This window comes from Streptomyces sp. NPDC046925 (assembly GCF_040644915.1).
In the GTDB taxonomy this organism is placed as follows: Bacteria; Actinomycetota; Actinomycetes; order Streptomycetales; family Streptomycetaceae; genus Streptomyces.
Genome location: NZ_JBEYWZ010000017.1, coordinates 100,769 through 125,625, shown reverse-complemented (window position 1 = coordinate 125,625; position 24,857 = coordinate 100,769). Strand labels below are relative to the sequence as shown.

The window sequence follows — 24,857 nt, the reverse complement described above, 5'->3', positions numbered from 1 at the left end:
GAGCGATGTGTCCCGCCGTCTCTTCACCTCGGAGTCTGTGACCGAGGGTCACCCCGACAAGATCGCTGACCAGATCAGCGACACCATTCTCGACGCCCTCCTGCGGGAGGACCCGAAATCCCGGGTCGCCGTGGAGACGTTGATCACCACCGGCCTGGTGCACGTGGCCGGCGAGGTGACCACCAAGGCGTACGCGCCGATCGCGCAGCTGGTCCGCGACAAGATCCTCGAGATCGGATACGACTCCTCGAAGAAGGGCTTCGACGGCGCCTCCTGCGGCGTCTCGGTGTCCATCGGCTCGCAGTCCGCCGACATCGCGCAGGGCGTCGACACGGCGTACGAGAAGCGTGTCGAGGGCGATGAGGACGAGCTCGACAAGCAGGGCGCGGGCGACCAGGGCCTGATGTTCGGCTACGCCTGCGACGAGACCCCGGAGCTGATGCCGCTCCCGATCCACCTCGCGCACCGGCTCTCGCGCCGCCTCTCCGAGGTCCGCAAGAACGGGACCATCCCGTACCTGCGCCCCGACGGCAAGACCCAGGTCACCATCGAGTACGACGGCGACAAGGCCGTCCGCCTCGACACGGTCGTGGTCTCCTCGCAGCACGCGTCGGACATCGACCTGGACTCGCTCCTGGCCCCCGACATCCGGGAGTTCGTGGTCGAGCCCGAGCTGAAGGCCCTCCTCGAGGACGGCATCAAGCTGGAGACCGAGGGCTACCGACTCCTGGTCAACCCGACCGGACGCTTCGAGATCGGCGGCCCGATGGGCGACGCCGGCCTCACCGGCCGCAAGATCATCATCGACACGTACGGCGGCATGGCCCGGCACGGCGGCGGCGCCTTCTCCGGCAAGGACCCGTCCAAGGTCGACCGCTCGGCCGCCTACGCCATGCGCTGGGTCGCCAAGAACGTCGTCGCGGCCGGCCTCGCGGCCCGCTGCGAGGTCCAGGTCGCGTACGCGATCGGCAAGGCCGAGCCGGTCGGTCTCTTCGTCGAGACCTTCGGCACGGCCACGGTCGACACGGACAAGATCGAGGCCGCGATCAGCGAGGTCTTCGACCTCCGTCCCGCCGCGATCATCCGCGACCTCGACCTGCTCCGCCCGATCTACTCCCAGACCGCCGCGTACGGCCACTTCGGCCGGGCCCTGCCCGACTTCACGTGGGAGCGCACGGACCGCGTGGACGCGCTGCGGAAGGCGGCGGGGCTGTAAGGCTCCCCCGCTCAGCGGATTTTGACGAGGCCCGGTGCCCCTGACGGGGTACCGGGCCTCGTCGCGCCCGGGGGCATCTCGGGCTCGCGGTCGTGTCGGTGCGGTCTGGTAGGAATGCTGCTGTGAGCAGCGAGAACCAGAAATCCGAAGGGGCGGGCGGGGCCGAGCCCCCGGAGCAGCTCGCGCTCATCCGGGAAGCGGTGCGCAAGGCCGATGTGCCGCGGGCCAAGCCGCGGACGTGGCGGGGGGCCGCGTTGGCCAAGAGTTTGCCCGTGGCCCGGGTGCTCGTGGACAAGGGTGTGCTGCATCTTGACCGGTACTTCGACTATGCGGTGCCCGAGGAGCTGGACGAGCAGGCCCAGCCCGGGGTGCGGGTCCGGGTGCGGTTCGGGGCCGGGGCGCGCAATGTGCGGGGCGGGCGGCGCGAGGGCGGGGGTCTGATCGACGGGTTTCTCGTCGAGCGGGTCGCCGAGTCCGATTACTCCGGGCCCCTTGCCGCTCTGGCGCAGGTCGTCTCGCCCGAGCCCGTGCTCGACGGGGAGCTGCTCGGGCTTGCCCGGGCCGTGGCCGATCGGTACGCGGGCAGCCTTGCCGATGTGCTGCAACTGGCCGTGCCGCCCCGGCATGCCAGGGCCGAGGGACGGGACACGGGGGAGGTGCCGCCGCCTCCGGCCGCGCCCGAAGCGGGGTCCTGGCGGCGGTACGGGCACGGGGCGGAGTTCCTGGGGGCGCTCGCCTCCGGGGGTGCGCCCAGGGCGGTGTGGACCGCCCTGCCCGGTCCCGAGTGGGCCGAGGAGATCGCCAGGGCCGTGCAGGCGACGCTCGCCTCGGGGCGGGGAGCCCTGGTCGTGGTGCCCGCGGGGCGGCCCGCGGCGAGGGTCGACGCGGCGCTGACCCAGTTGCTGGGGGCCGGGCAGCATGCGCTGCTCACCGCCGACGCGGGGCAGGAGCGGCGCTATCGGGAGTGGCTTTCCGTGCGGCGCGGCTCCGTGCGGGCCGTCGTGGGCACGCGGGCCGCCATGTTCGCCCCCGTACGGAATCTCGGGCTCGTCGTCGTCTGGGACGACGGCGATGCCAGTCACAGCGACGACAACGCTCCTTTTCCGCATGTGCGGGAGGTGCTTGAGCTTCGGGCGTCGAGGGACAAGTGCGGCTTCCTGCTGGGGAGTTGGAGTTGCACGGTGGAGGCCGCGCAGCTCGTGGAGAGCGGGTGGGCGGCGCCGCTGGTCGCCGATCGCGAGCAGGTGCGGGGGGCCGCGCCGCTCGTACGGACCGTGGGGGACCAGGATCTCGCGCGGGACGAGGCGGCTCGGGTCGCGCGGCTGCCCACGCTCGCCTGGAACGTCGTACGGGAAGGGCTGAAGCACGGGCCGGTCCTCGTGCAGGTGCCCCGGCGGGGGTACGTGCCCCGGCTCGCGTGCGAGCGGTGCCGGGAGCCCGCGCGGTGCAGGCACTGTGCGGGGCCCCTGGAGGCGCGGGACGGCGGCGGTCTCTGGTGCGGGTGGTGCGGGGTGGAGGAAGGCGCCTGGCACTGCGGGGAGTGCGGGGGGTTCCGGCTGCGGGCGCAGGTGGTGGGGGCGCGGCGTACGGCCGAGGAGCTGGGGCGGGCGTTTCCCGCCGTGCCGGTGCGGACGTCCGGGCGCGAGCAGGTTCTCGACACCGTCGCGGGGACGCCCGCGCTGGTGGTGAGCACGCCGGGGGCGGAGCCCGTCGCCGAGGGCGGCTATGCCGCCGCGCTGTTGCTCGACGGGTGGGCCATGCTGGGGCGGCCCGATCTGCGGGCCGGGGAGGATGCGCTGCGGCGGTGGATCGGGGCTTCCGCGCTGGTGCGGGCGCAGGGGGCCGGCGGGACCGTGGTGGTCGTGGCCGAGCCGACTCTGCGGCCCGTGCAGGCGCTGGTGCGCTGGGATCCCGTGGGGCATGCCGTGCGGGAGCTCTCCGAGCGGGCCGAGCTGGGGTTTCCGCCCGTGTCGCGGATGGCTTCCGTGGCGGGGACCCCGGAGGCGCTGTCCGCGTTTCTCGCCGGGGCGGAACTTCCGGGGGACGCGGTGGTGTTGGGGCCTGTTCCCGTGCCGGATGCGGGGGGCGCGCCGGGTGCGGCGCGGCGGGGCGGGGGTGCGGGTGCGCCTGCTGGGGAGCGGTGGGAGCGGGTGCTTGTCCGGGTGCCGCCGGGGAGTGGGGCGGCGCTTGCGGCTTCGCTCAAGGTGGCGCAGGCGGCGCGGATGGCGCGGGGGGCCGCGGAGCCTGTGCGGGTGCGGGTGGATCCGCTGGATATCGGTTAGGGCCCTCGTCCGGCCCTTCGCCGGTCCGGCTTTTGGCGTGGGGGTGCGGCCTCCAGCCGGGGATTCCGCTGCGCGGGGCCTGTCACTGCGCGGGGTCCCGTTTCGCTGTTCGGCGTCGGGCCGGTGGTGGGGTTGTGCCCACCCGTTCCGCCCTGCGGAACGCCTGCCCACAACCGGCGCGGCTGTTCGTGGCGCCTGTCCGCAACGGGTGGCGGCTGTTCGCGATGCCTGCCCACAACCGGCGCGGCTGCTCACGACGCCTGTCCACAACAGGTGGCGGTTGCTCGCGGCGCCTGTGCGCAGCAGGCAGCGGCTGCCTCTGCCGGTGGGGGCGGTAGGGGCAGCCGCTGTTCTGTGCTGTCGGGGGTCAGCCGTTGCGAGGTCCCGGGAAAGCGTTGGGGCGGGGGTCCTCGCGCAGGGCGGGGCTGCCTGATGTGGGCTGGGTCGGCATGGCGCGGGCCGCGGGGACCCCGGGGAGGGGGGCGCCGACCGTGACCGGGGGACGGGCGGCCGCGGGGGCGGGAATCGTCTCCGTGGCCCGCTCCGCCTCCGCCGCCGCCTGGGTCGTGGCCCGGCGGGCGCCGTAACGGCGGTGCACCGCCTGCTTGGTGACCCCGAGCGCCGAGCCCACCGCGTCCCACGAGAAGCCCAGCGAGCGGTCGAAGTCCACCGCGGCGGTCACCAGTGTCTCGACGCTGTCCCGCAGCTCCTGGGCGAGGCGGACGGTCGGCGCGGGAGCCCGTCCGTACACGACGAAGCCCGCGGAGGGGCTGGAGCGGCGCGGGCGGTAGACGTTGCCGAGCTGGGCGGTGAGCGTACGCAGTGCGTCCACCTGCCGGCGGACCCGCTCGATGTCCCGTACCAGGAGGTGCAGGCTGGCCCGAGCCTGGGCGTCGTGGGTTGCGTGGTCGGCCATGAACAAGCCTCTCGAACCGGCGTTGAAAAGGATCGGGCCGCATGCGCGGCCCGTTGTGGTCAACTCTTTCTTGACCAACGCGCTAGTTCGTGAGGGGTCACGGTGGAGGGGCGTATGCGCATATGCACGGGGCGCGTGTCCGCGCGTACGCCCCCAGGTGAGCCGCCCTGTCGCCCCGCGGAGCGCGGCCCGGCAGGGCGGCTCATAGACTGGTGCGCTGCCCGCACGTTCCCGTCCCGAGAGGCCTAAAGGCAACGATGAAGCTCGTCTTCGCAGGCACCCCCGAGGTCGCCGTTCCCGCCCTGGACGCCCTGATCGCCTCCGACCGCCACGAGGTGGCCGCCGTCGTCACCCGGCCCGACGCCCCCGCGGGCCGCGGCCGCAGGCTCGTCGCGAGCCCCGTCGCCCAGCGCGCGGAGGAGGCCGGGATCGAGATCCTCAGGCCCGCGAAGCCGCGCGACGAGGACTTCCTGGCGCGGCTGCGCGAGATCGCGCCCGACTGCTGCCCGGTCGTCGCCTACGGCGCTCTGCTGCCCAAGGTCGCCCTGGACATCCCGGCCCACGGCTGGGTCAACCTGCACTTCTCGCTGCTGCCCGCCTGGCGCGGTGCCGCGCCCGTCCAGCACGCCGTGATGGCGGGTGACGAGATCACCGGTGCCTCCACCTTCCTGATCGAGCAGGGGCTCGATTCCGGCCCGGTCTACGGCACCGTCACCGAGGTCGTCAGGACCACCGACACCAGCGGTGACCTGCTCACCCGGCTCGCCTTCGCGGGCTCCGGGCTGCTCGCCGCCACCATGGACGGCATCGAGGACGGCTCCCTGAAGGCCGTACCGCAGCCCGCCGACGGCATCACTCTCGCCCCGAAGATCACCGTCGAGGACGCCCGCGTGGACTGGGCCGCCCCGGCCCTGCGCGTCGACCGGGTCGTGCGCGGCTGCACGCCCGCGCCCGGTGCCTGGTCCGTGTTCCGCGGGGAGCGGCTGAAGATCATCCAGGCCGCGCTCGTCGCCGACCGCACCGACCTCGCGCCCGGCGCGCTCGGCGCTGCCAAGAACAACGTGTACGTCGGCACGGGCTCGCACGCCGTGGAGCTGCTCTGGGTCCAGCCGCAGGGCAAGAAGCCGATGCGCGGCGCCGACTGGGCGCGCGGGGTGCGGATCGCCCCGGACGAGCGGCTCGGCGACACCGACGTACGCTGAATAGGTTCAGCCCCCATCCACTAGCGGAGCACCTTTGAACGACCAGCCCGGCCGGCGTCCCCAGAAGCAGGCCAAGTCCGGTAAGCCCGGAAAGCCGCACCGCCGACCCAAGAAGGACCCCGTCCGTTTCCTCGCCTTCGAGGCGCTGCGGGCCGTGGACGAGCGCGACGCGTATGCGAACCTCGTCCTGCCGCCGCTGCTGCGCAAGGCCCGCGAGAAGGGCGATTTCGACGCGCGGGACGCGGCGCTCGCCACCGAGCTCGTCTACGGGACGCTGCGCAGGCAGGGAACGTACGACGCGATCGTGGCCGCCTGCATCGACCGGCCGCTGCGCGAGGTCGACCCGCCGGTCCTGGACGTGCTGAACATGGGCGTGCACCAGCTGCTCGGGACGCGGATCCCGACGCACGCCGCCGTCTCCGCGTCGGTGGAGCTGGCGCGTGTGGTGCTCGGCGACGGGCGGGCCAAGTTCGTCAACGCGGTCCTGCGCAAGGTCGCGTCGGACGATCTCGACGGCTGGCTGCAGAAGGTCGCGCCGCCCTACGACGAGGACGCCGAGGACCACCTCGCCGTCGTCCACTCGCACCCCCGCTGGGTCGTCTCCGCGCTCTGGGACGCCCTCGGCGGCGGTCGCGCGGGCATCGAGGACCTCCTCGAGGCCGACAACGAACGGCCCGAGGTGACCCTGGTGGCCCGCCCCGGACGCACCACCGCCGACGAACTCCTCGACGCGGTCGGCGAGGAGTCCGCGCTGCCGGGGCGCTGGTCCCCGTATGCCGTGCGGCTCAGCGAGGGCGGCGAGCCCGGTTCGATCGACGCCGTGCGCGAGGGCCGTGCCGGGGTCCAGGACGAGGGCAGCCAGCTCGTCGCGATCGCACTCGCGAACGCCCCGATCGAGGGGCGCGACGAGAAGTGGCTCGACGGATGCGCCGGACCCGGCGGCAAGGCGGCCATGCTCGCCGGGCTCGCCGCCGGACGCGGTGCCGCGCTCCTCGCCGCCGAGAAGCAGCCGCACCGGGCCCGCCTCGTCGCGCAGGCGCTGCGGGGCAACCCCGGCCCGTACGAGGTGATCGCCGCCGACGGCACCCGCCCTCCGTGGCAGCCCGGCACCTTCGACCGCGTCCTGATGGACGTGCCCTGCACGGGGCTCGGTGCCCTGCGCCGCCGCCCCGAGGCCCGCTGGCGCCGCCGTGCCGAGGACCTGGACGGCTTCGCGCCGCTCCAACGGGGGCTGCTGCGCACCGCGTTGGAGTCCGTGCGGGTCGGGGGCGTCGTCGGTTACGCCACCTGCTCGCCGCACCTCGCGGAGACGCGTGCCGTCGTCGACGACGTGCTCAAGCAGCACGCGGGCGCCGAACTGATCGACGCCCGCCCGCTGCTGCCCGGCGTCCCGGCCCTGGGCGACGGGCCCGACCTGCAGCTGTGGCCGCACCTGCACGGCACCGACGCGATGTACCTAGCGCTGATCCGGCGGACGGCCTGACTCGGCCTCCGACGTCCCCGCACCGGCCCCCGACCCTGACCCTGCCGTCACGGTCGAGGGTGTGCGGGCGGCCGGGTCCTTGGACAGGGCGTGCGGCCACCAGACCTTCGGCCCCACGTCCAGGAACAACGCGGTGACCAGGACGGACCGTACGACGAAGGTGTCGAGCAGGACGCCGACCGCGACCGCGAAGCCGATCTCGGCGAAGCCCACCATCGGGAGCGTGCCGAGCGCGGCGAACGTGCCCGCGAGGACCAGGCCCGCCGAGGTGATGACCGCGCCGGTCGCCGCGAGGCCGGTGAGGATGCCCGCACGGGTGCCCTGTCGTCCCGCCTCCTCGCGGATGCGGGTCGACAGGAAGATGTTGTAGTCGATGCCGAGCGCCACCAGGAACACGAAGACGAACAGCGGGAAGTCCGTGGACTCGCCCGCGTAGTCGAAGACGTGGCGGAAGGCGAGCGCACTGATCCCGAGCGCGGCGGTGAAGGAGAGAACGACCGTCGCGATCAGGAGCAGCGGCGCGACCAGGGCGCGCAGCAGCAGGGCGAGGATCAGCAGGACGACCACGAGGACGAGCGGGATCACCAGCTTGTTGTCGTGGGTCGTGGCGCGGTCCATGTCCACGATGGCCGCCGTGTTGCCGCCCACCTGCGCGTCCGCGTCGGGCACCGCGTGCACCGCGTCGCGCACCCGCTCCACGGTCCGCTTGGCCGCCTCGCTGTCGGAGGCGTCGGTCATGGTCGCCTCGAACAGGACCTGGCCCTCGTGCACCCGTTTCGTGCCGGTGGGCACGATGACGCTCGCCGGGACCACTCCGCTGGTCCGGGCGACCGCGGCGCGGACCTCGATGCCCTGCGGCTCGTTCGCCACGATCACCAGCGGGTCGCCGCTGCCCGCGTCGAAGTACTCGGCCTGCACCTCCTGGCCCACGATCGAGTCCGGCTTGTCCGTGAACGAGTCCGCGTTGCTCAGACCTTCCGCGCGCAGCTGCGTCATGCCGAGCGCGAGCGCCGCGAGGACCACCGCCGTGATGCTCCAGGTCAGACGCGGGCGGTGGGCGATGCGGTGGCCCGTGCGGGCCCAGACGCCGCGCTCGGTGGGCTCCTCGGAGCCGTTGTGCGGGACCACCGGCCAGAAGAGCCACCGGCCGCAGACCACCAGGAGCGCGGGGAACAGCGACAGCATCGCGATCAGGGCGACCGCGACACCGATGGCGGCCACCGGACCCAGGCCCCGCGTCGAGTTCATCTCGGCGGTGAGCAGCACCAGCATGCTGACGACGACCGTGGCGCCCGAGGCGATGACCGCGGGGCCCGCCCGGTGCAGGGCGAGCTGCATCGCTTCGTGGCGGTCCTCGTGGCGGCGCAGCTCTTCCCGGTAGCGGGCTACCAGGAGCAGGGCATAGTCCGTCCCCGCCCCGAAGACGAGCACCGTGAGTATGCCCGCGCTCTGGCCGTTGACCGTCAGACCCGCGTGCTCCGCCAGGAGGTAGATCAGCGCCTGCGCGGTGAAGAGGGAGACGACCGCGGAGATCAGCGGGACGAACAGGAGGACCGGACTGCGGTAGGTGATCAGGAGGATCACCACGACGACGCCGCCTGCCGCCAGGAGCAGCGTCGAGTCGATGCCCTCGAACGCCTCGGAGAAGTCCGCCGACGTACCGCCGGGCCCGGTGACGTGCACCGCGAGCCCGTCGGTGCTCTCCCCGACCCGCTCACGGATGGAGTCGACCGCGGGGCCGATCCGCTCCCAGCCCTTCTCGTCCATGGTGATGGGCACGAAGATCTGCGCCGCCTCGGCGTCCCGGACCGGCCTCGTGTCGAAGACGGGGCCGCGGGTCTCCGCGCCCCGGATGCCGTGGGCGCGCAGCTCCTTGAGCTCCCTGACGTCCCTGGCGATCTGCACCCGGTCGGCCGGGGTGAGCCCGCCCTCGCGGGCGTACACGACGATCGCCGGGATCTGTTCGGGCCTGAAGTCCTCGGAGATCTCCAGGACTTGGGTGGACTCCGCCGAGCTGGGCAGCCAGGACGACGCCTGGTTGTCCTGGGCGTCCGTGAGCTTCTGGGCGAGCGGTGCGGCCACCACGATCACCACCAGCCAGAACAGCACCACCAGCCACTTGGTGCGCCGCCCGCACACCAGCCAGGCCACGCCGCGGCTCGCCCGGCGCTGTCCCTCCGGGCGTCCCTCCGGTCGTCCCCCCGGGTGTCCCTCCGGGCGCCCGTCCGACCGTCCGTCCGACCGTTCGTCTGGCATGGCTACCCCCGCTGCCCCACGTGGTGCCGGTGGACCGCCCAGCATGGCACGCGGTCCATGGTCAGAGGAGTCCGGAAGCCCACGCTTCGGACCGGGGCGGGCAACATGCGCCGGGCATGGCAGTCTTGGGGCATGGCCGTGCAGATCAACCCCAGCATCCTGTCCGCGGATTTCGCCCGTCTTGCCGAGGAGGCAACAGCGGTCGAAGGCGCCGACTGGCTCCACGTCGACGTGATGGACAACCACTTCGTCCCGAACCTCACCCTGGGGGTGCCGGTCGTAGAGTCACTGGCCCGCGCGACGGACACGCCGCTGGACTGCCATCTGATGATCGAGGACGTCGATCGCTGGGCTCCGCAGTACGTCGAAGCGGGCGCCGGATCGGTCACCTTCCACGCGGAGGCAGCCGCCGCACCCGTCCGTCTCGCCCGCGAGATCCGCGCCAAGGGCGCCCGCGCCTCCATGGCGCTGAAGCCCGCGACCCCCATCGAGCCGTACGAGGATCTCCTCTCCGAGCTCGACATGCTGCTGATCATGACGGTCGAGCCGGGCTTCGGAGGGCAGGCGTTTCTCGACATCATGCTCCCGAAGATCCGCCGCACCCGTGAGCTGATCAGCAAGCACGGCCTCGAACTCTGGCTCCAGGTCGACGGCGGCGTCTCGGCCGAGACCATCGAGCGCTGCGCCGAGGCCGGCGCCGACGTCTTCGTGGCGGGCTCCGCGGTCTACGGGGCGAACGACCCGGCAGCGGCGGTACGTGCATTGCGCACCCAGGCTGCCGAGGCGACGGCCGCGGCTGCATGGGCATGCGGCCACTGAGCCACGAGTACATGAACGCAGTCCTCCAGGGCTGATCAAGTACGGCGGATCTGCAAGGATGAACGGCGAACCCGGGTTGCGCTGCGGCACTGCGCGATAAGTCGTGGCAATGCGCGCGAAGGCGTACCAATGCGTGTGAATGCCGGTGCGTGTGTACGCGCGAATGACAGTTGCTTGAAATGACAGTGAGGAGATGGTCGTGTCGACGGGCGGCCGGTCAGCCATGCGGATGGGACCCGCGGAGCTGGTGCAGGCGGCGGCCATGGCCCGCCGCTTCTATCTCGAGGGCAAATCGAAGATCCAGATCGCCGAGGAGTTCGGCGTGAGCCGCTTCAAGGTGGCCAGGGTCCTGGAGACGGCTCTGGAGCGGGATCTCGTACGGATCGAGATCCGTGTGCCCGCCGAGCTGGACGCGGAGCGCTCGGACGCGCTGCGCGCCCGCTACGGCCTGCGGCACGCGGTCGTCGTCGAGTCGCCCACCTCGGTCGACGAGATCGAGGAGTCGCCCGATCCGGAGAACCTCGGCGAGGTCGCGGCCGATCTGCTCGGCGAACTGGTGACCGAGGGTGATGTGCTCGGCCTCGCGTGGGGGCGCTCGACCATCCATATGGCGGCGGCCCTCGACCAGCTGCCGCCGTGCACCGTGGTGCAGCTGACGGGCGTGTACGACGCCGGAACGGCCGAACGCGGGTCGGTCGAGGCCGTGCGGCGTGCCGCGCAGGTCTCCGGCGGCGAGGCGCACCCCATCTACGCGCCGATGCTCCTGCCGGACCCGGCCACGGCCGCCGCGCTGCGGAACCAGACCGGGATCGCGCGGGCGTTCGAGTACTTCGACAAGGTCACCGTCGCCGCCGTCTCCATCGGCTCCTGGGAGCCGGGCATCTCCACCGTCCACGACATGCTCAGCGACGAGGAGCGCGCGCACTACGCGTCGCTCGGTGTCGCCGCGGAGATGTCCGCGCACCTCTTCGACGCCGAGGGGCGCCGGGTGGGGCGTGATCTGGGGGAGCGGTGCATCACCGTCGAAGCCGATCGGCTCCGGCGTATCCCTGAGGTGGTCGCCATCGCGGGCGGTCAGCGGAAGGCCGCGGCGATCGACGCGGTGCTGCGGTCCGGGCTGGTCACCAGCCTGGTCACGGACACCGCCGCCGCTGATCAGTTGCTGGTCAGGGGGGCTACTCCGCATCCCGCGCTGGATCGGGAGGATCCGGACGGCGGCTGATTGTCTGCGGGTCCTTTTCTGGTCGCGCAGTTCCCCGCGCCCCTTACGGGGCGTCATGGCAGCATCTGTCGCATGCTGACCCGGTTCGTCCCCCGCGCCCTGGCGGCGCTGCTCGTCTGCCTCGCCGTTCTCCTCGCCGGGTGTTCCTCCGGCAGCGGCGGGGAGGCGCGGAGCAGCGCCTCCGCGCCCGCCTGGGCGCGCGGCATGGACACCGTCCGGGCCGACCTGCTGCCCGTCGAGGCACGGCGGACGTTGCGGCTCATCGATGACGGGGGCCCGTTCCCGTACGAGAAGGACGGCTCGACGTTCGGCAACTACGAAGGAGAGCTGCCGAAGCAGCGGCGCGGGCACTACCGGGAGTACACCGTGCCCACCCCCGGCGAGCGTGACCGGGGCGCGCGGCGTCTCGTCACCGGGAGCGGCGACGAGACCTACTACACCGACGATCACTACGCCTCCTTCAGGGCGGTAGTGAGATGAGGCGGTACTGAGATGACGTCCGAACCGCTCGCGCCGGTCCTCGCGGCCGTCCGCGCCGCAGGCCTGAGCACCGTCTCGCTCGACCTGGGCGGGGTGAGCGAAAAAGCGGCCTTCATGGACCGCTGCGCAGGCGCGCTCGCGCTGCCCGACTGGTTCGGGCGCAACTGGGACGCGCTCGCCGACTCCCTCACCGATCTGGCGGGGCCGCCCGGCTCACCCGGCCGGCTCCTCGTCGTCAGCGGCTGGCAGGAGTACGCCGAAGCGGCACCCCAGGACTGGATCGTCGCCCAGGAGGTCTTCACCGGTGCGGTGGAGTACGCACGGGACCGCGGGGCGGTTCTGGAGATCGTTCTCGCGCTCGGCACCCGAACCTGGGCGGACCGTGATCACCGCGAGGGGGCTTTGGAGGATCCGACCAGGGCTCTCCGGCCCCGGCTGGGTGATCATCCCAGGCGGCACAAGCCCCCGGACATGGGACACTGAAGTACGTGCTTTTCCCTCGGCCTAACTGTCCGGGGGCCACCTCTGATCGACTGGGATGAGCAGCACGTGCGCTTCCTCAATGACATCCAGCCTGCGTACGACCTGACGTACGACGACGTCTTCATGGTGCCGCGGCGTTCCGCCGTCGGATCGCGTCAGGGCGTGGACCTCTCGTCGCCGGACGGCACCGGCACCACGATTCCGCTGGTCGTCGCGAACATGACCGCCATCGCGGGACGCCGGATGGCCGAGACGGTCGCCCGCCGCGGCGGCCTCGTCGTGATCCCGCAGGACATTCCGATCGAGGTCGTCACCGAGGTCATCTCCTGGGTCAAGACGCGCCACCACGTCCTCGACACCCCGATCGTCCTGGCCCCCACCCAGACCGTCGCCGACGCGCTCGCGCTGCTGTCCAAGCGCGCGCACAACGCCGCCGTCGTCGTGGACACCGACCAGAAGCCGGTCGGCGTCGTCACCGACACGGACCTGAACGGCGTCGACCGCTTCACCCAGATCTCCGAGGTCATGTCCAAGGACCTCGTGCTGCTCGACGCGGACATCGACCCGCGCGACGCCTTCAACAAGCTGGACGCCGCCAACCGCCGCTACGCCCCCGCCGTGGGCAAGGACGGCCGCCTCGCCGGCATCCTGACCCGTACGGGCGCCCTGCGCGCGACCCTCTACTCGCCCGCCCTGGACGCCAACGGCAAGCTGCGCATCGCCGCCGCCGTCGGCATCAACGGCGACGTCGCGAGCAAGGCCAAGCAGCTGCTCGACGCGGGCGCAGACACGCTCGTCGTGGACACCGCGCACGGCCACCAGGAGTCGATGATCGCCGCGGTCAAGGCCGTGCGCGCGCTCGACCCGCAGGTGCCGATCGTCGCGGGCAACATCGTCGCCGCCGAGGGCGTACGGGACCTGATCGAGGCGGGCGCCGACATCATCAAGGTCGGCGTGGGCCCCGGCGCCATGTGCACCACGCGCATGATGACCGGCGTCGGCCGCCCGCAGTTCTCCGCGGTGCTCGAATGCGCCGCCGAGGCCGCGAAGTTCGGCAAGCACGTATGGGCCGACGGCGGTGTCCGGCACCCGCGTGACGTCGCCATGGCGCTGGCCGCCGGTGCGTCGAACGTCATGATCGGCTCGTGGTTCGCCGGGACGTACGAGTCCCCGGGCGACCTGCAGCAGGACGCCAACGGCCGCCTCTACAAGGAATCGTTCGGCATGGCGTCGGCCCGCGCGGTCAAGAACCGCACGAGCGAGGAGTCGGCCTACGACCGCGCCCGCAAGGCGCTGTTCGAGGAGGGCATCTCGACCTCGCGGATGTTCCTCGACCCGGAGCGGCCCGGCGTCGAGGACCTGATCGACTCGATCATCGCGGGTGTCCGTTCCTCCTGCACGTACGCGGGCGCGGGGTCCCTGGCGGAGTTCGCGGAGCGGGCCACCGTGGGTGTGCAGAGCGCCGCGGGCTATGCGGAGGGCAAGCCCCTTCACGCCAGCTGGAGCTAGCGGTTTCGCGGGGAGCCGCGTGACGCGGCCGCGGGTTCGCCGTGGCTGGTCGCGCAGTTCCCCGCGTCCCTTACGGGGCCTCGTCAGGGGCGCACCGTGGCCTTGTACACCTCGATCGCCGGGCGGGGCTCCTTGCCGAGCAGGGAGCGCAGCGTCCCCCGGTCCTCGACGGATGTCCCGTCCAGGAAGCCGCCCGCTATCGCCGCGTACGTGCTCAGGAGCATCGGCACCTGGAAGGGCAGTGCCTGGCCGGCCGCGGTGATCGCCTCGCGGGTCGCGGCGAGCGTGCCGGGTTCGTACGAACCGCCGGTCGCGGCGGCCAGGTCGGCGCCGCCCAGGGCGTCTTCGCCGACCAGTTCGTAGGTGCGGCCCGCGTGCGCCGCCGGATCCGTCGCCACCCGCACCGCGACCTCGGCCAGGTCCTCGCGCGCCACGGCGGCGAGGCGGCCCGTCCCCAGCGGCGCGGCGATGGTCCCGTCTGAGGCCGGCGCGGCGACGGCGGCGAGGAACTCCGCGTACAGGCCGTTGCGCAGGACCGTCCAGTCCAGCGAGGACGCGCGCAGTCTGCGCTCGGTCCAGCGGTGGGCGAGCGCGTACGTCAGATGGTCGCCGTCACCGCTGAGGCTGGTGTAGACGAGGTGCCCGACGCCCGCCTTCTCCGCGGCGGATATCGCGGCCTCGTGCCGGGCGATGACGACGTCGTCCTCGGCGGCGCCCGCGGAGATGACGAGGAGGGTGCCGACGCCGGTGAAGTCCAGCGATGCCGGGTCGTCGAAGTCGGTGCGGCGGCCGCCGGGAGCGGGGCTGCGGGTGCCGATGACGACGTCGTCGCGGTCCGCGAGGCGGGCGGTGACGAGTGTGCCGAGGGCGCCCGTGGCGCCGGTGATCATGAGCATGGGAAGGTTCCCCCGTGGTGAGTGGTTGCCGGGTGACCGGGCTTGCGACCATCGTGGTCGGCGCGGCGCCGTCGCATAAGGAGGCACATTCATGTCAGCAGGGCACACGGCGGTAACCACCCCGCAGGCAGCCGAGGCCCCCGCGGAGCCGGTGATCAGCTGTGAGACCCCGCAGGACGAGTGCGGGGTGCGGGACGTCCTCGGTCGGCTCGGCGACAAGTGGTCCGTGTACGTGGTGGTCGAACTCGCCTCGGGCGTCCTGCGGTTCAAGGAGTTGCAGCGCCGGATCCACGGCGGCGTCTCGCAGCGCATGCTCACCCTGACCGTGCGCCGCCTGGAGCGCGACGGCCTGGTCAGGCGGACGGTGTACCCGACGATTCCGCCGCAGGTCGAGTACGAACTGACGGAGATGGGCCACAGCCTCACGCACCTGATCAAGGCCCTGGCCGACTGGTCCATCGACCACCGCCCCGCCATCGCCGCCGCCCGCGAGGCCTATGACGCCTCCGGCGAAGCCACCGGCAAGTGACCCCGGGCCAGCACCTTCCCCAGCCCCTTCCGCAGCGCTGACGTCACCGCCTGCGCGAGGATGCCGTGGCCCGCGTCGCCCGGATGCACCCCGTCCACCAGATGCCCGGCGTGCAGAAGACCGCCGCCCGGCAGCAGCTCCGCCCCCGCGTCCACGGCCGCCCGCTCCACCGCGGCCCGCAGCTCTTCCAGCGTGGCGCCGAGGGCGTTGGGCGCCGACTCGGCGTCCGGGCGGACCACGGGGGAGACCACCAGGAGGGGAGCCTCCGGATGACCGCGCCGCACCAGGCCCAGGAACGCCCGCGCCGTCTCGTACAGCAGCCCCGCCGAATGCGGCGTACGCGACCAGCAGTTCGTGCCGAAGGCGACGGTGAGCACGTCGCCGTCCAGTGAGGCGAGTTGATCGGCCGACGCCAACTCCCCGAGTGCCGCGCCCGCGTATCCGAGGTTCACCGTCTCCACGCCAAGGGCCCGCCCCGCGAGCGCGGGCCACGCCAGATGCGGACGCGAGACCGACCAGCCCTCCGTGATCGAGTCGCCGTAGACGAGCCAGCGCGGGCGAGGCGCGGCGGGCGTCAGGGTGCCGTCGACCGGCCGCAGTGCGTGCAGGACGGGGCGGAGTGATTCGGGCAGGTGCAGAGTGAACTCGCCGTCGGGGGAGGGGAGATGGACCAGGACCCGGTGCTCGCCCGGCGATGCGGGCGTGTCGACGGCGCCCGCGCCCTTGCCCGTGCCCGTGCCCCCATCCGCGCCCGCGCCCGCGCCCGCGAGCAGCGTGAACACCGCGGGCGTGTCCCGGTACGAGTCCGCCGCCGACGGAGGCGACGCGGTGTACGCGACCTCCACCGCGCTCACGCCGCGCGCGGTGAACTCCAGGCGCACCCCGGCCGGAAGCCCCGCCCGCTCCCAGGTGTCCCCGGGCAGCCGCTCGCGGTCGGCCGGGTCGGCGCGCAGCACCCGGCCGTCCTCCGTCCACCAGGCCGCCCCGCGCACGAACCCCCTCACCGCGCGCCGCCGATGGTCGGATACGGGAACTTCACGCCGACCCCGCCGTCCACGACGAGCGTCTGCCCGGTGACGTACGAGGAGAGCGGCGAGGCGAAGAAGAGCAGGGCGGAGGCGATGTCCGAGGTCTCGGCGACCCGGTCGAGCGGGGCGTTGCGGGCGTTGCGAGCGCGGCCCTCGTCGCCGATCAGGCCCGCCACGCGCGGAGTCCAGACGACGCCGGGCGCCACCGCGTTCACCCGTACCCCGCGCGGTCCGTACTCCACCGCCGCCGAGCGGACCAGGGAGATCAGGCCCGCCTTGGCCGCCCCGTACGCGGCGTGCAGGGGCGCCGCCGTCAGACCCGACACCGACGCGACGAAGACCAGGGGGCCGCCGCCCGCCTCCGCGAGTGCCTCGCCGCCGTACTGGACCGTGAGCCAGGCGTGCCGCAGGACGAGGGAGAAGTGCCAGTCCCAGGAGGCGTCGTCAAGATCGGCCAGGGGTGTGTAGCGGGCCATGCCGACGATGTCGACGACACCGCCGACCGGGCCCAACTCCGCTCCTGCGTAGGCGAAGAGTTCCCGCACCTCCTCGCGCCGCGTCACGTCCGCAACGTACGCGACGCCGCCCGTCTCCGCCGCGACCGCTTCGGCGCGACCCTTGTCGAGATCCACGCACAGGACCCGCGCGCCCGCGGCCGAGAGCGCGTGCGCGGTCTGGCGGCCGATGCCGTTGCCCGCGCCGAGCAGGACGAAGGCGCGGCCGTTCAGCCGGTGCAGGGCGGCGTAGTCGGGGACGGGGGAGGTGTCGAGAGGCTCGCTCGCCGTGGGGCCCGCCGCGGGCTCGCTCACGGCGCGGACCGCCGCAGGCTCGCTCACGGCGCGGTCCGCCGGGGCCGGTAGGACGCCAGTTCCGGGATGACTTCCTTGCCCAGGATCTCGATCGTGCGCAGGATCTCCTGGTGCTCCAGATAACCCCACTGGACGTAGCAGATGAGCTGGTCGATGCCGAGGTCGGCGTAGCGCTTGGCCTTGCGGACGATGGTGTCCGCGTCACCGATGAGGATCATGTCCCCGTCGTTGAACTCCTCTACGGGGACGTTGCCTTCGATGATCGGGGTGAGGAAGGGGAAGGTCCGCTCGCGCTCGTCGGGAGTCAGGTGCGGCAGCTCCCAGTCGAGCGTGAACTGCGCGAGGTTGCGGTACCACCAGGCGACCGAGTCCCAGACCCGCTGCGAGGGCCGGTCCGCCACGTGCACCAGGGTGTACGCGCTGACGCGGTCCGTGGTGACGTCCGTGATGGGCGCCGGAGTGCGTGCCGCCGCCCGGTAGGCGGCGACCTGACGGGCCATCGCGTCGAGCGGCTGCATGATCGAGAAGGAGAGCAGGCCGAGCCCCGCGGCGCCCGCCGTCTCCGCCGAACCGGGCGATGTCGCCGCCATCCAGCAGGGCGGATGCGGATCCTGGACGGGCTTGGGGGTGACCATCCGCCGGGGGAAGGTGAAGCGCTCCGACTCGTACGCGAAGTACTCCTCGCGCCACATGCCCGTGACGATCTCGATCGCCTCGCGCCAGTCGGCGCGCGACTGCTCCCGGTCGACGCCAAATGCCGTCTGCTCCATGGGAGTCGACCGCCCCGTTCCCCACTCGACGCGGCCGTCGGACAGTACGTCCACCGCCGCCACCTTCTCCGCGATCCGCTGCGGGGGAGTGAAGCCGAAGGGGGTGAGCGTGACGCCGAAGCCGAGGCGTATCCGCTCGGTGAGCGCCGCGAGATGGCCGAGCAGCACTTCGGGCGCGGGGCAGTGCGAGCGGCCCTCGCGGAAGTGGTGCTCCACGGCCCACACCGTGCGGAAGCCGACCCGGTCCGCGAGCCTGATCTGCTCGACGGCCTCGCGGTAGGCGCGCTGCTCGGCGGTGCGCTGGCCGAGCGGGTGGGGTCCGTTCCAGGGCTTCGGTACGTCGATCTCGTACAGCACATCGAGGTCCATGGCCTGCTGGCTCCCTCTCGACGGGGGTGTGCGATCGGCTCGACCGGAGTGCACGATGGGGGAGATCTGACGAAGTGTCAATGAGCTTCCCGGACCCTCGGCACGCAACGGACGAAACGGACCGCGCAACGAAGACCCGCAGGAAGGGGATGTACGCAACGATCGTTCGGACTTGCGCAAGGTTGCTTCATTACATACGTGAACCACGCCTCATAGAGTCATCCGCTGTACGTGGTGTGGCGGGGACCGCCTGCTCGGTGGTCCCCGGCCATGCCCGGGTGCTGCCGCGGGTCCCGCCGCCCTGACCAGGCAGCGATGAAGGAGCCATGCGTGCTCGACCAAGGCGCACCCCCGCAGAACCGGCCAAGTCCCCCGGGGGGTACCGGGCTCGGCAGCCGCTTGATGCGGCGCAAGCCGGTGGAACTCCTGGTCGCGGAGGGCGGCCAGGGTGAGGGCGGCTCGCTGCGGCGCTCCCTCGGCATGTGGCAGCTGACCATGATCAGCATCGGTGCCACGCTGGGCACCGGCATCTTCGTCGTCCTCGGCGAGAGCGTCCCCAAGGCCGGGCCCGCCGTGACCCTGTCCTTCGTGCTCGCCGGGCTCACCGCCCTGTTCTCCGCGCTCTCGTACGCCGAGCTGGCGGGCTCCATCCCGGTCGCCGGATCCTCGTACTCGTACGCGTACGCAACGATGGGCGAACTGATCGCCTGGGTCTGCGGCTGGTGCCTGGTCCTGGAGTACGGCGTGTCGGTCGCGGCGGTCGCCGTCGGCTGGGGCGAATACCTCAACGAACTGCTCGACGGCACCATCGGCGTCACCATCCCCGACGTGCTCTCGTCGGCACCCGGCGAGGGCGGCGTCATCAACCTGCCGGGCCTGATCGTGGTGCTGCTCGCCATGGTGTTCCTGCTCGGCGGCGCCAAGGAGTCGGCGCGGGCCAACACGATCATGGTCATCGTGAAGATCGCCGCGCTCGTGCTCTTCTGCACCATCGGCTTCATGGGCTTCAAGTCCGGCAACTACTCCGACTTCATGCCGCTCGGCACGGCCGGCGTCAGCGCCGCCGCGGCCAGCCTCTTCTTCTCGTACATCGGCTTCGACGCCGCGTCCACCGCCGGTGAGGAGGCGAAGAACCCGCAGCGCGACCTGCCCCGCGCGATCATGCTCTCGCTGATCATCGTCACCGCGCTCTACGTCCTGGTCGCGGCCGTCGCCGTCGGCGCCTGGAACTGGGCCGACTTCGAGGGCTCCGAGGCCACGCTCGCCGCGATCATGAACGACGTCAGCGGCCAGAGCTTCTGGGGCACGCTGCTCGCCGCCGGTGCGGTCATCTCCATCGCCTCCGTCGTCCTGACCGTCCTCTACGGCCAGACCCGCGTCCTGTTCGCCATGTCCCGCGACGGCCTGGTCCCCAAGGTGTTCGGCAAGGTCAGCAAGAAGACGGGCACGCCCCGCGTGAACACCGTCATCGTGTCGCTGTTCTGCGCCGCGCTCGCCTCCGTCATCCCGCTCGGCAAGCTCGTCGACGCCACCAGCATCGGCACGCTCTTCGCCTTCGGCCTGGTCAACATCGCGGTGATCGTGCTGCGCAAGACCCGCCCGGACATGCCGCGCACCTTCCGGGTGCCGCTGGGCTGGCTCTTCCCGGTGCTCGGCTTCGGCTTCTGCGCCTACAACATGTTCAGCCTCGACTCCATCACCTGGATCGTCTTCGGTGTCTGGATGGCCGCCGGCCTCGTGTTCTACTTCCTGTACGGCATGAGCCGCTCCCGATTGGCCTCCGCAGAGAAGTGATCCACCCCCAGTGCGACTGAACGATCTCGACGAACGCATCGTGCACGCCCTCGCCGAGGACGCCCGCCGTTCCTACGCCGACATCGGCCAGCTGGTGGGGCTCTCCGCGCCCGCCGTGAAGCGGCGCGTGGACCGTCTGCGGGAGACCGGGGCGATCACGGGGTTCACCGTGCGGGTCGATCCGGCCGCGCTCGGCTGGGAGACCGAGGGGTTCATCGAGATCTACTGCCGTCGCAATACCTCGCCGGAGGCGATTCGGCGGGGGCTCGAGCGGTATCCGGAGATCGCGTCCGCCTCCACCGTCACCGGGGAGGCGGACGCCGTCGTCCAGGTCTTCGCCGCCGACATGCGGCACTTCGAGCGGGTGCTCGAACGGATCGCGGGCGAGCATTTCGTGGAACGGACGAAGTCCGTCCTCGTGCTCTCGCCCCTGATGCGGAGATTTTCTTCGGGGTCGCCCGCGTAGGCGCTCCCCGCGCCGCCCCTCGGGGCGTTACTTCATCGGCCGTACGTGCAGGTCCCCGCTGCCCGGCTTCGTCTTGTCGAACGGGGCCGCGCTCACGCACTTGGGCATGTCGTCCGGCAGGTCGTTCGGGATGCCGACCATGGCCCAGCTGTAGCCGAAGCGGTCCTGCTTGCCCTGGTCGTGGACGGTCAGGCCCAGGCGCTTGCCGATCGCCCCTTCGAGGCCACCGTCCGCCTTCGTGACGACCGCCGACACCGTGGCCACCTTTCCGCCGGTCAGCAGGCAGTCCACGCGGGCCTCGGCCGTGCCGCCGAACTCGGGTCGCTCCATGTAGTGGCTGATCTTGACGGTGCCGTGCGCGGCCCCGGGGTCGTCGCGGTCCGCGGCGTCCAGATGGGCGTCGACGGTGATGGTGGCGTCATCGCCCGGCGGGCGGTCCAGCTTGGCGGTTCCGGTCAGGGCGGCGGCCTCGCGCCCGTGGTGCGGGGCATCCGACGCGGTCGCGGAGCCCGCGCCGGATACGAGGGCGAGGAGCGCGGCTCCTACGGCGACGGCTCGGATGAGGTTGGAGCGGCGGTTCATGGGGCCCCCGTCTGGCTGTGGTCCGCCCGGTCCCTCCGGGCGTGATCCACCCTCCCGGTCCCGGGCGCCCCGGGCATCGTGCGCGAGGCGGTGACCTGCTCCGCCGCGCGGCGGGGGACGGCTGGTGCGTGAGGGGGAGACGCGGGGCCCGCCCGCCCCCCGTACGGGCGGGCCCCGCGGGTCAGTCGGTCGGGTAGGTGGGGTGCCAGGGCGTGACGGTGAAGTCGCCGGTGCCCTTCCTGACCTTCTCGAAGGGGGCAGCGCTCGTGCACTTCGGCAGCTTCTTCGTGCCGTCGGGTCCGCCCACCGAGGCCCAGCTGTAGCCCACGCGGTCCTGCTTGCCCAGGTCGTGGACCGTGAAGCCGACGCGGCCGCCCTTGATGTCCTTCAGGTTCGTCGCGGTGATGATGCCGGTGGCCGTGGCGACCTTGCCGCCGGTCATCAGGCAGTCGATGCGGCCCTTCGCCCAGCCGCCCTTGCCGCCCGGCTTGTCGAGGTGGACGAAGCGGAAGGTGCCGGTCGCCTTGTCCGGGCGCATGGTGTTCCGCTTCGCCAGATGCGCGTCGAAGGTGAACGTCACGTCCTCGGTGGTCTTGCGGTGCAGCTTCGCCGAGCCGGTGAGCGCGGCCGCCTCGCGCTGCTCGGCGTGCGGGCGGCTTCCGGAGGCGGCACGCGCCGCGCCGCCGCCCTCCGTCGCGTCCGATGCGGCAGCCGCTCCCGCGGCTCCGGCACAGATCAGCAGGGCGGTGCCGACGGCGATCACGCGGCTGCGGGGGCCGGGCAGGCGGCGGTCAGCGATCTTGGTACGTGTGGTGCGGCTCACGGGGAGCCTCCGTCCGAAGTGCCGTTCACCCGGTCCTTCCGGGCGAGATCACGGTCTCGCGGAAGGGGGTCCCGGCACGTCCGGCCACGGGCGGCACTCCGCCTCCGCCGCGCGGCGGAAAACACCCCCGAGGCCGCTGCACCCACGGGTGGACACCTCTGCGACCCCGGTCCCACGCCACCACGCAACGAATCGCCGCCATCGGCCCGTGACACGCAACAAATCGTGCGGCGGCCCGCAACGCTCGCGCCTTGTCCGGGCATGGCCGCCGACCGTACCGTCTAACCGTCCCCACCAGCCCTTGTGCCCCTTCGCATGCCCCGAGGTCCCGCCATGCCCCCGCTGCGCACCGCCCTGCTCCAGAGCTCGGGCACCCTTGGCTCCGCCGACGCCAACCTGAAGGCGCTCGACGAAGCCGCCGCCCGTGCCGCCGATGCGGGCGCGGACCTCCTGGTGGCCCCGGAGCTGTACCTCACCGGGTACGCCATCGGCGACGACATCCCGCGTCTCGCCGAGGCCGCCGACGGGGCTTCGGCCGCCGCGATCGCCGAGACCGCCGTACGCCATGGCGTCGCGATCGCCTACGGCTACCCGGAGCGGGACGGCGAGCGGGTCTTCAACTCCGTCCAGCTGATCGGCCCCGACGGCGCCCGCCTGGCGAACTACCGCAAGACCCACCTCTTCGGCTGCTTCGAGCGGGACCACTTCACGCCCGGCGAACAGGCCGTCGTCCAGGCCGAGTTGGGCGGTATGCGGGTCGGCCTGATGATCTGCTACGACGTGGAGTTCCCGGAGAACGTCCGCGCGCACGCCCTCGCCGGCACCGACCTGCTGCTGGTGCCCACGGCCCAGATGCACCCCTTCCAGTTCGTCGCCGAGTCCGTCGTACCGGTGCGGGCCTTCGAGAACCAGATGTACGTCGCTTACGTCAACCGGGTCGGCCGGGAAGGGGAGTTCGAGTTCGTCGGGCTCTCCACGCTGGCGGGACCCGACGGAGTCGCGCGCACCCGCGCCGGGCGGGGCGAGCAGCTGGTGTTCGCCGACGCCGATCCGGCCTTCCTCGCCGCGTCGCGCCAGGCCAACCCCTACCTGAGCGACCGCCGCCCGGGTCTGTACGCGTCCCTGGCCTGACCCGCCCCCGAGCTTCCCGTTCTTTCTGTTCTGCCGTTCCCGCAAGGAGTCCGTACCCCATGACGTCCACGGTGCCCACCGCCGTCCAGCACACCGACGCGCAGCCGCCGATCACCATGTTCGGTCCGGACTTCCCGTACGCGTACGACGATTTCCTCGCCCACCCGGCGGGCCTCGGCCAGATACCCGCGACCGAGCACGGCACGGAGGTCGCGGTCATCGGGGGCGGCCTCTCCGGCATCGTGGCGGCGTACGAACTGATGAAGATGGGCCTCAAGCCCGTCGTCTACGAGGCCGACCAGATCGGCGGCCGCCTGCGCACCGTCGGCTTCGACGGCTGTGAAGGCGACCTGACCGCCGAAATGGGCGCGATGCGCTTCCCGCCGTCCTCGACGGCGCTCCAGCACTACATCGACCTGGTCGGCCTCAAGACCCAGCCCTTCCCCAACCCCCTCGCCGAGTCGACTCCCTCGACGGTCGTGGACCTCAAGGGCGAGTCGCACTACGCCACCTCCGTCGACGACCTGCCGCAGGTCTACCGCGACGTGATGAACGCCTGGAACTCCTGCCTGGAGGAGGGCGCCGACTTCTCCGACATGAACCGCGCCCTGCGCGAGCGCGACGTACCGAAGATCCGCGAGATCTGGTCCAAGCTCGTCGAGAAGCTCGACAACCAGACCTTCTACGGCTTCCTCTGCGACTCCGAGGCCTTCAAGTCCTTCCGGCACCGCGAGATCTTCGGTCAGGTCGGCTTCGGCACCGGCGGCTGGGACACCGACTTCCCGAACTCCATCCTGGAGATCCTGCGCGTCGTCTACACCGAGGCCGACGACCACCACCGCGGCATCGTCGGCGGCAGCCAGCAGCTGCCGCTGCGGATGTGGGACCGCGAGCCGCAGAAGATCGTGCACTGGGCGCCCGGCACGTCCCTGAGCTCGCTGCACGAGGGCGGCGTGCCGAAGCCCGCCGTGACCCGGCTCGACCGCACCGCGGGCAACCGCGTCACCGTCACCGACTCCTCGGGCGACATCCGCACCTACCAGGCGGCGATCTTCACGGCCCAGTCGTGGATGCTGCTCTCGAAGATCGCGTGCGACGACACGCTCTTCCCCATCGACCACTGGACGGCGATGGAGCGGACCCACTACATGGAGTCCTCGAAGCTGTTCGTTCCTGTGGACCGGCCGTTCTGGCTGGACAAGGACGAGGAGACGGGCCGGGACGTCATGTCGATGACGCTCACCGACCGGATGACGCGCGGCACGTATCTCCTGGACGACGGACCGGACAAGCCCGCCGTCATCTGCCTCTCCTACACCTGGTGCGACGACAGCCTGAAGTGGCTCCCGCTGTCGGCGAACGAGCGCATGGAGGTCATGCTCAAGTCGCTCGGCGAGATCTACCCGAAGGTCGACATCAGGAAGCACATCATCGGCAACCCGGTGACCGTCTCCTGGGAGAACGAGCCCTACTTCATGGGCGCCTTCAAGGCGAACCTGCCGGGCCACTACCGCTATCAGCGGCGCCTCTTCACGCACTTCATGCAGGAGTCGCTGCCCGAGGACAAGCGGGGGATCTTCCTCGCCGGCGACGACATCTCCTGGACGGCGGGCTGGGCCGAGGGCGCGGTGCAGACCGCGCTGAACGCCGTGTGGGGTGTCATGCACCACTTCGGCGGTGCGACCGACGCGACCAACCCCGGTCCCGGGGATGTGTACGACGAGATCGCTCCCGTCGAGCTGCCCGAGGACTGAGAGCGCCGTCGCGTCCGGGGCAGGCGGGGATCTGGTCG

Annotated in this window: 22 protein-coding genes; 14 read left to right on the top strand and 8 right to left on the bottom strand. The window is 72.0% G+C overall.

Going from position 1 to position 24,857, the window contains the following annotated elements:
* The first annotated feature begins 7 nt into the window (after nt 1-7).
* Together metK and ABZ906_RS41390 are read left to right on the top strand one after the other, a co-directional pair.
* Nucleotides 8-1,216 (top strand): methionine adenosyltransferase, encoded by a 1,209-nt coding sequence (gene metK / locus ABZ906_RS41395; RefSeq protein WP_361192496.1) that lies wholly within the window; start codon nt 8-10, stop codon nt 1,214-1,216.
* 122 nt (nt 1,217-1,338) lie between these two features.
* Nucleotides 1,339-3,498 carry a primosomal protein N' gene (locus ABZ906_RS41390; RefSeq protein WP_361391697.1) on the top strand — a complete coding sequence of 720 codons (2,160 nt, stop codon included), beginning with the start codon at nt 1,339-1,341 and terminating at the stop codon, nt 3,496-3,498.
* A 367-nt stretch (nt 3,499-3,865) separates the two neighbouring features.
* On the opposite strand, the gene ABZ906_RS41385 is transcribed toward ABZ906_RS41390, so the two are convergent.
* The gene (locus tag ABZ906_RS41385; protein ID WP_361192491.1) at nt 3,866-4,414 is read right to left on the bottom strand and encodes a hypothetical protein; all 549 of its coding nucleotides are present in this window, start codon (nt 4,412-4,414) and stop codon (nt 3,866-3,868) included.
* 257 nt (nt 4,415-4,671) lie between these two features.
* Here ABZ906_RS41385 and fmt point away from each other — a divergent pair, with 257 nt between their 5' ends.
* Together fmt and ABZ906_RS41375 are read left to right on the top strand one after the other, a co-directional pair.
* Nucleotides 4,672-5,616 carry a methionyl-tRNA formyltransferase gene (fmt, locus tag ABZ906_RS41380; protein WP_361391694.1) on the top strand — a complete coding sequence of 315 codons (945 nt, stop codon included), beginning with the start codon at nt 4,672-4,674 and terminating at the stop codon, nt 5,614-5,616.
* 34 nt (nt 5,617-5,650) lie between these two features.
* Entirely contained in the window at nt 5,651-7,099 is a 1,449-nt protein-coding gene (locus tag ABZ906_RS41375) for a transcription antitermination factor NusB (protein ID WP_361391691.1), read from the top strand.
* On the opposite strand, the gene ABZ906_RS41370 is transcribed toward ABZ906_RS41375, so the two are convergent.
* The gene (locus ABZ906_RS41370; RefSeq protein WP_361192485.1) at nt 7,073-9,250 is read right to left on the bottom strand and encodes an MMPL family transporter; all 2,178 of its coding nucleotides are present in this window, start codon (nt 9,248-9,250) and stop codon (nt 7,073-7,075) included. The genes ABZ906_RS41375 and ABZ906_RS41370 overlap by 27 nt on opposite strands.
* Before the next feature lie 237 nt (nt 9,251-9,487).
* Here ABZ906_RS41370 and rpe point away from each other — a divergent pair, with 237 nt between their 5' ends.
* The 5 genes from rpe to ABZ906_RS41345 all read left to right on the top strand — a co-directional run bounded on the left by rpe (nt 9,488) and on the right by ABZ906_RS41345 (nt 13,868).
* Nucleotides 9,488-10,174: a ribulose-phosphate 3-epimerase gene (rpe, locus tag ABZ906_RS41365; protein WP_361192482.1), complete on the top strand. Its 687-nt coding sequence runs from the start codon at nt 9,488-9,490 to the stop codon at nt 10,172-10,174.
* Between the two features lie 193 nt (nt 10,175-10,367).
* Nucleotides 10,368-11,396 (top strand): sugar-binding domain-containing protein, encoded by a 1,029-nt coding sequence (locus ABZ906_RS41360; protein ID WP_361192480.1) that lies wholly within the window; start codon nt 10,368-10,370, stop codon nt 11,394-11,396.
* Nucleotides 11,397-11,468: 72 nt separating this feature from the next.
* Nucleotides 11,469-11,876, top strand: coding sequence for a ribonuclease domain-containing protein (locus ABZ906_RS41355; protein ID WP_361391688.1), 408 nt, complete (start codon nt 11,469-11,471; stop codon nt 11,874-11,876).
* Between the two features lie 12 nt (nt 11,877-11,888).
* Complete coding sequence (locus ABZ906_RS41350; protein WP_361391685.1) at nt 11,889-12,359, top strand: barstar family protein; 471 nt, start codon at nt 11,889-11,891, stop codon at nt 12,357-12,359.
* A 66-nt stretch (nt 12,360-12,425) separates the two neighbouring features.
* On the top strand, nt 12,426-13,868 hold the full coding sequence (locus ABZ906_RS41345) for a GuaB1 family IMP dehydrogenase-related protein (RefSeq protein WP_361192472.1): 1,443 nt from the start codon (nt 12,426-12,428) through the stop codon (nt 13,866-13,868).
* Between the two features lie 83 nt (nt 13,869-13,951).
* On the opposite strand, the gene ABZ906_RS41340 is transcribed toward ABZ906_RS41345, so the two are convergent.
* Complete coding sequence (locus ABZ906_RS41340; RefSeq protein ID WP_361391682.1) at nt 13,952-14,764, bottom strand: NAD(P)H-binding protein; 813 nt, start codon at nt 14,762-14,764, stop codon at nt 13,952-13,954.
* Between the two features lie 91 nt (nt 14,765-14,855).
* Between ABZ906_RS41340 and ABZ906_RS41335 the strand changes: the two genes are divergently transcribed.
* A complete protein-coding gene (locus ABZ906_RS41335; protein WP_361192466.1) occupies nt 14,856-15,293 on the top strand; it encodes a helix-turn-helix domain-containing protein in 438 nt (145 codons plus the stop codon).
* Here the strand turns inward: ABZ906_RS41335 and ABZ906_RS41330 are convergent.
* The 3 genes from ABZ906_RS41330 to ABZ906_RS41320 are packed head-to-tail and all read right to left on the bottom strand — an operon-like array spanning nt 15,260 to nt 18,269.
* Nucleotides 15,260-16,285: a GDSL-type esterase/lipase family protein gene (locus ABZ906_RS41330; RefSeq protein ID WP_361391679.1), complete on the bottom strand. Its 1,026-nt coding sequence runs from the start codon at nt 16,283-16,285 to the stop codon at nt 15,260-15,262. The genes ABZ906_RS41335 and ABZ906_RS41330 overlap by 34 nt on opposite strands.
* Before the next feature lie 8 nt (nt 16,286-16,293).
* A complete protein-coding gene (locus ABZ906_RS41325) occupies nt 16,294-17,157 on the bottom strand; it encodes an SDR family oxidoreductase (RefSeq protein ID WP_361391676.1) in 864 nt (287 codons plus the stop codon).
* Nucleotides 17,154-18,269 (bottom strand): LLM class flavin-dependent oxidoreductase, encoded by a 1,116-nt coding sequence (locus ABZ906_RS41320; RefSeq protein WP_361391673.1) that lies wholly within the window; start codon nt 18,267-18,269, stop codon nt 17,154-17,156. Before ABZ906_RS41320 ends, ABZ906_RS41325 begins: the two co-directional genes overlap by 4 nt.
* A 330-nt stretch (nt 18,270-18,599) precedes the next feature.
* Between ABZ906_RS41320 and ABZ906_RS41315 the strand changes: the two genes are divergently transcribed.
* Both ABZ906_RS41315 and ABZ906_RS41310 read left to right on the top strand, forming a co-directional pair.
* Nucleotides 18,600-20,063: an amino acid permease gene (locus ABZ906_RS41315; RefSeq protein WP_361192458.1), complete on the top strand. Its 1,464-nt coding sequence runs from the start codon at nt 18,600-18,602 to the stop codon at nt 20,061-20,063.
* A 10-nt stretch (nt 20,064-20,073) separates the two neighbouring features.
* Nucleotides 20,074-20,529, top strand: a complete 456-nt coding sequence (locus tag ABZ906_RS41310) for an Lrp/AsnC family transcriptional regulator (protein ID WP_190084898.1) — start codon at nt 20,074-20,076, stop codon at nt 20,527-20,529.
* A gap of 27 nt (nt 20,530-20,556) precedes the next feature.
* Here ABZ906_RS41310 and ABZ906_RS41305 read toward each other — a convergent pair whose 3' ends face one another.
* Together ABZ906_RS41305 and ABZ906_RS41300 are read right to left on the bottom strand one after the other, a co-directional pair.
* Complete coding sequence (locus ABZ906_RS41305; protein WP_361192454.1) at nt 20,557-21,111, bottom strand: Repetin; 555 nt, start codon at nt 21,109-21,111, stop codon at nt 20,557-20,559.
* Nucleotides 21,112-21,292: 181 nt separating this feature from the next.
* Nucleotides 21,293-21,934: a Repetin gene (locus tag ABZ906_RS41300; protein ID WP_361391670.1), complete on the bottom strand. Its 642-nt coding sequence runs from the start codon at nt 21,932-21,934 to the stop codon at nt 21,293-21,295.
* A gap of 342 nt (nt 21,935-22,276) precedes the next feature.
* On the opposite strand from ABZ906_RS41300, the gene ABZ906_RS41295 reads away from it, so the two are divergent.
* Both ABZ906_RS41295 and ABZ906_RS41290 read left to right on the top strand, forming a co-directional pair.
* Nucleotides 22,277-23,065, top strand: coding sequence for a carbon-nitrogen hydrolase family protein (locus tag ABZ906_RS41295; protein ID WP_361391804.1), 789 nt, complete (start codon nt 22,277-22,279; stop codon nt 23,063-23,065).
* 59 nt (nt 23,066-23,124) lie between these two features.
* The gene (locus ABZ906_RS41290) at nt 23,125-24,819 is read left to right on the top strand and encodes an NAD(P)/FAD-dependent oxidoreductase (RefSeq protein ID WP_361391667.1); all 1,695 of its coding nucleotides are present in this window, start codon (nt 23,125-23,127) and stop codon (nt 24,817-24,819) included.
* Nucleotides 24,820-24,857 lie beyond the last annotated feature (38 nt).

Excerpts from the sequence above, each read along its gene's own strand:
- ABZ906_RS41385 (WP_361192491.1), bottom strand. The coding sequence starts at position 4,414 with ATGGCCGACCACGCAACCCACGACGCCCAGGCTCGGGCCAGCCTGCAC.
- fmt (WP_361391694.1), top strand. The coding sequence starts at position 4,672 with ATGAAGCTCGTCTTCGCAGGCACCCCCGAGGTCGCCGTTCCCGCCCTG.
- rpe (WP_361192482.1), top strand. The coding sequence starts at position 9,488 with ATGGCCGTGCAGATCAACCCCAGCATCCTGTCCGCGGATTTCGCCCGT.
- ABZ906_RS41360 (WP_361192480.1), top strand. The coding sequence starts at position 10,368 with ATGGTCGTGTCGACGGGCGGCCGGTCAGCCATGCGGATGGGACCCGCG.
- ABZ906_RS41355 (WP_361391688.1), top strand. The coding sequence starts at position 11,469 with ATGCTGACCCGGTTCGTCCCCCGCGCCCTGGCGGCGCTGCTCGTCTGC.
- ABZ906_RS41350 (WP_361391685.1), top strand. The coding sequence starts at position 11,889 with ATGACGTCCGAACCGCTCGCGCCGGTCCTCGCGGCCGTCCGCGCCGCA.
- ABZ906_RS41340 (WP_361391682.1), bottom strand. The coding sequence starts at position 14,764 with ATGCTCATGATCACCGGCGCCACGGGCGCCCTCGGCACACTCGTCACC.
- ABZ906_RS41335 (WP_361192466.1), top strand. The coding sequence starts at position 14,856 with ATGTCAGCAGGGCACACGGCGGTAACCACCCCGCAGGCAGCCGAGGCC.
- ABZ906_RS41320 (WP_361391673.1), bottom strand. The coding sequence starts at position 18,269 with ATGGACCTCGATGTGCTGTACGAGATCGACGTACCGAAGCCCTGGAAC.
- ABZ906_RS41305 (WP_361192454.1), bottom strand. The coding sequence starts at position 21,111 with ATGAACCGCCGCTCCAACCTCATCCGAGCCGTCGCCGTAGGAGCCGCG.
- ABZ906_RS41290 (WP_361391667.1), top strand. The coding sequence starts at position 23,125 with ATGACGTCCACGGTGCCCACCGCCGTCCAGCACACCGACGCGCAGCCG.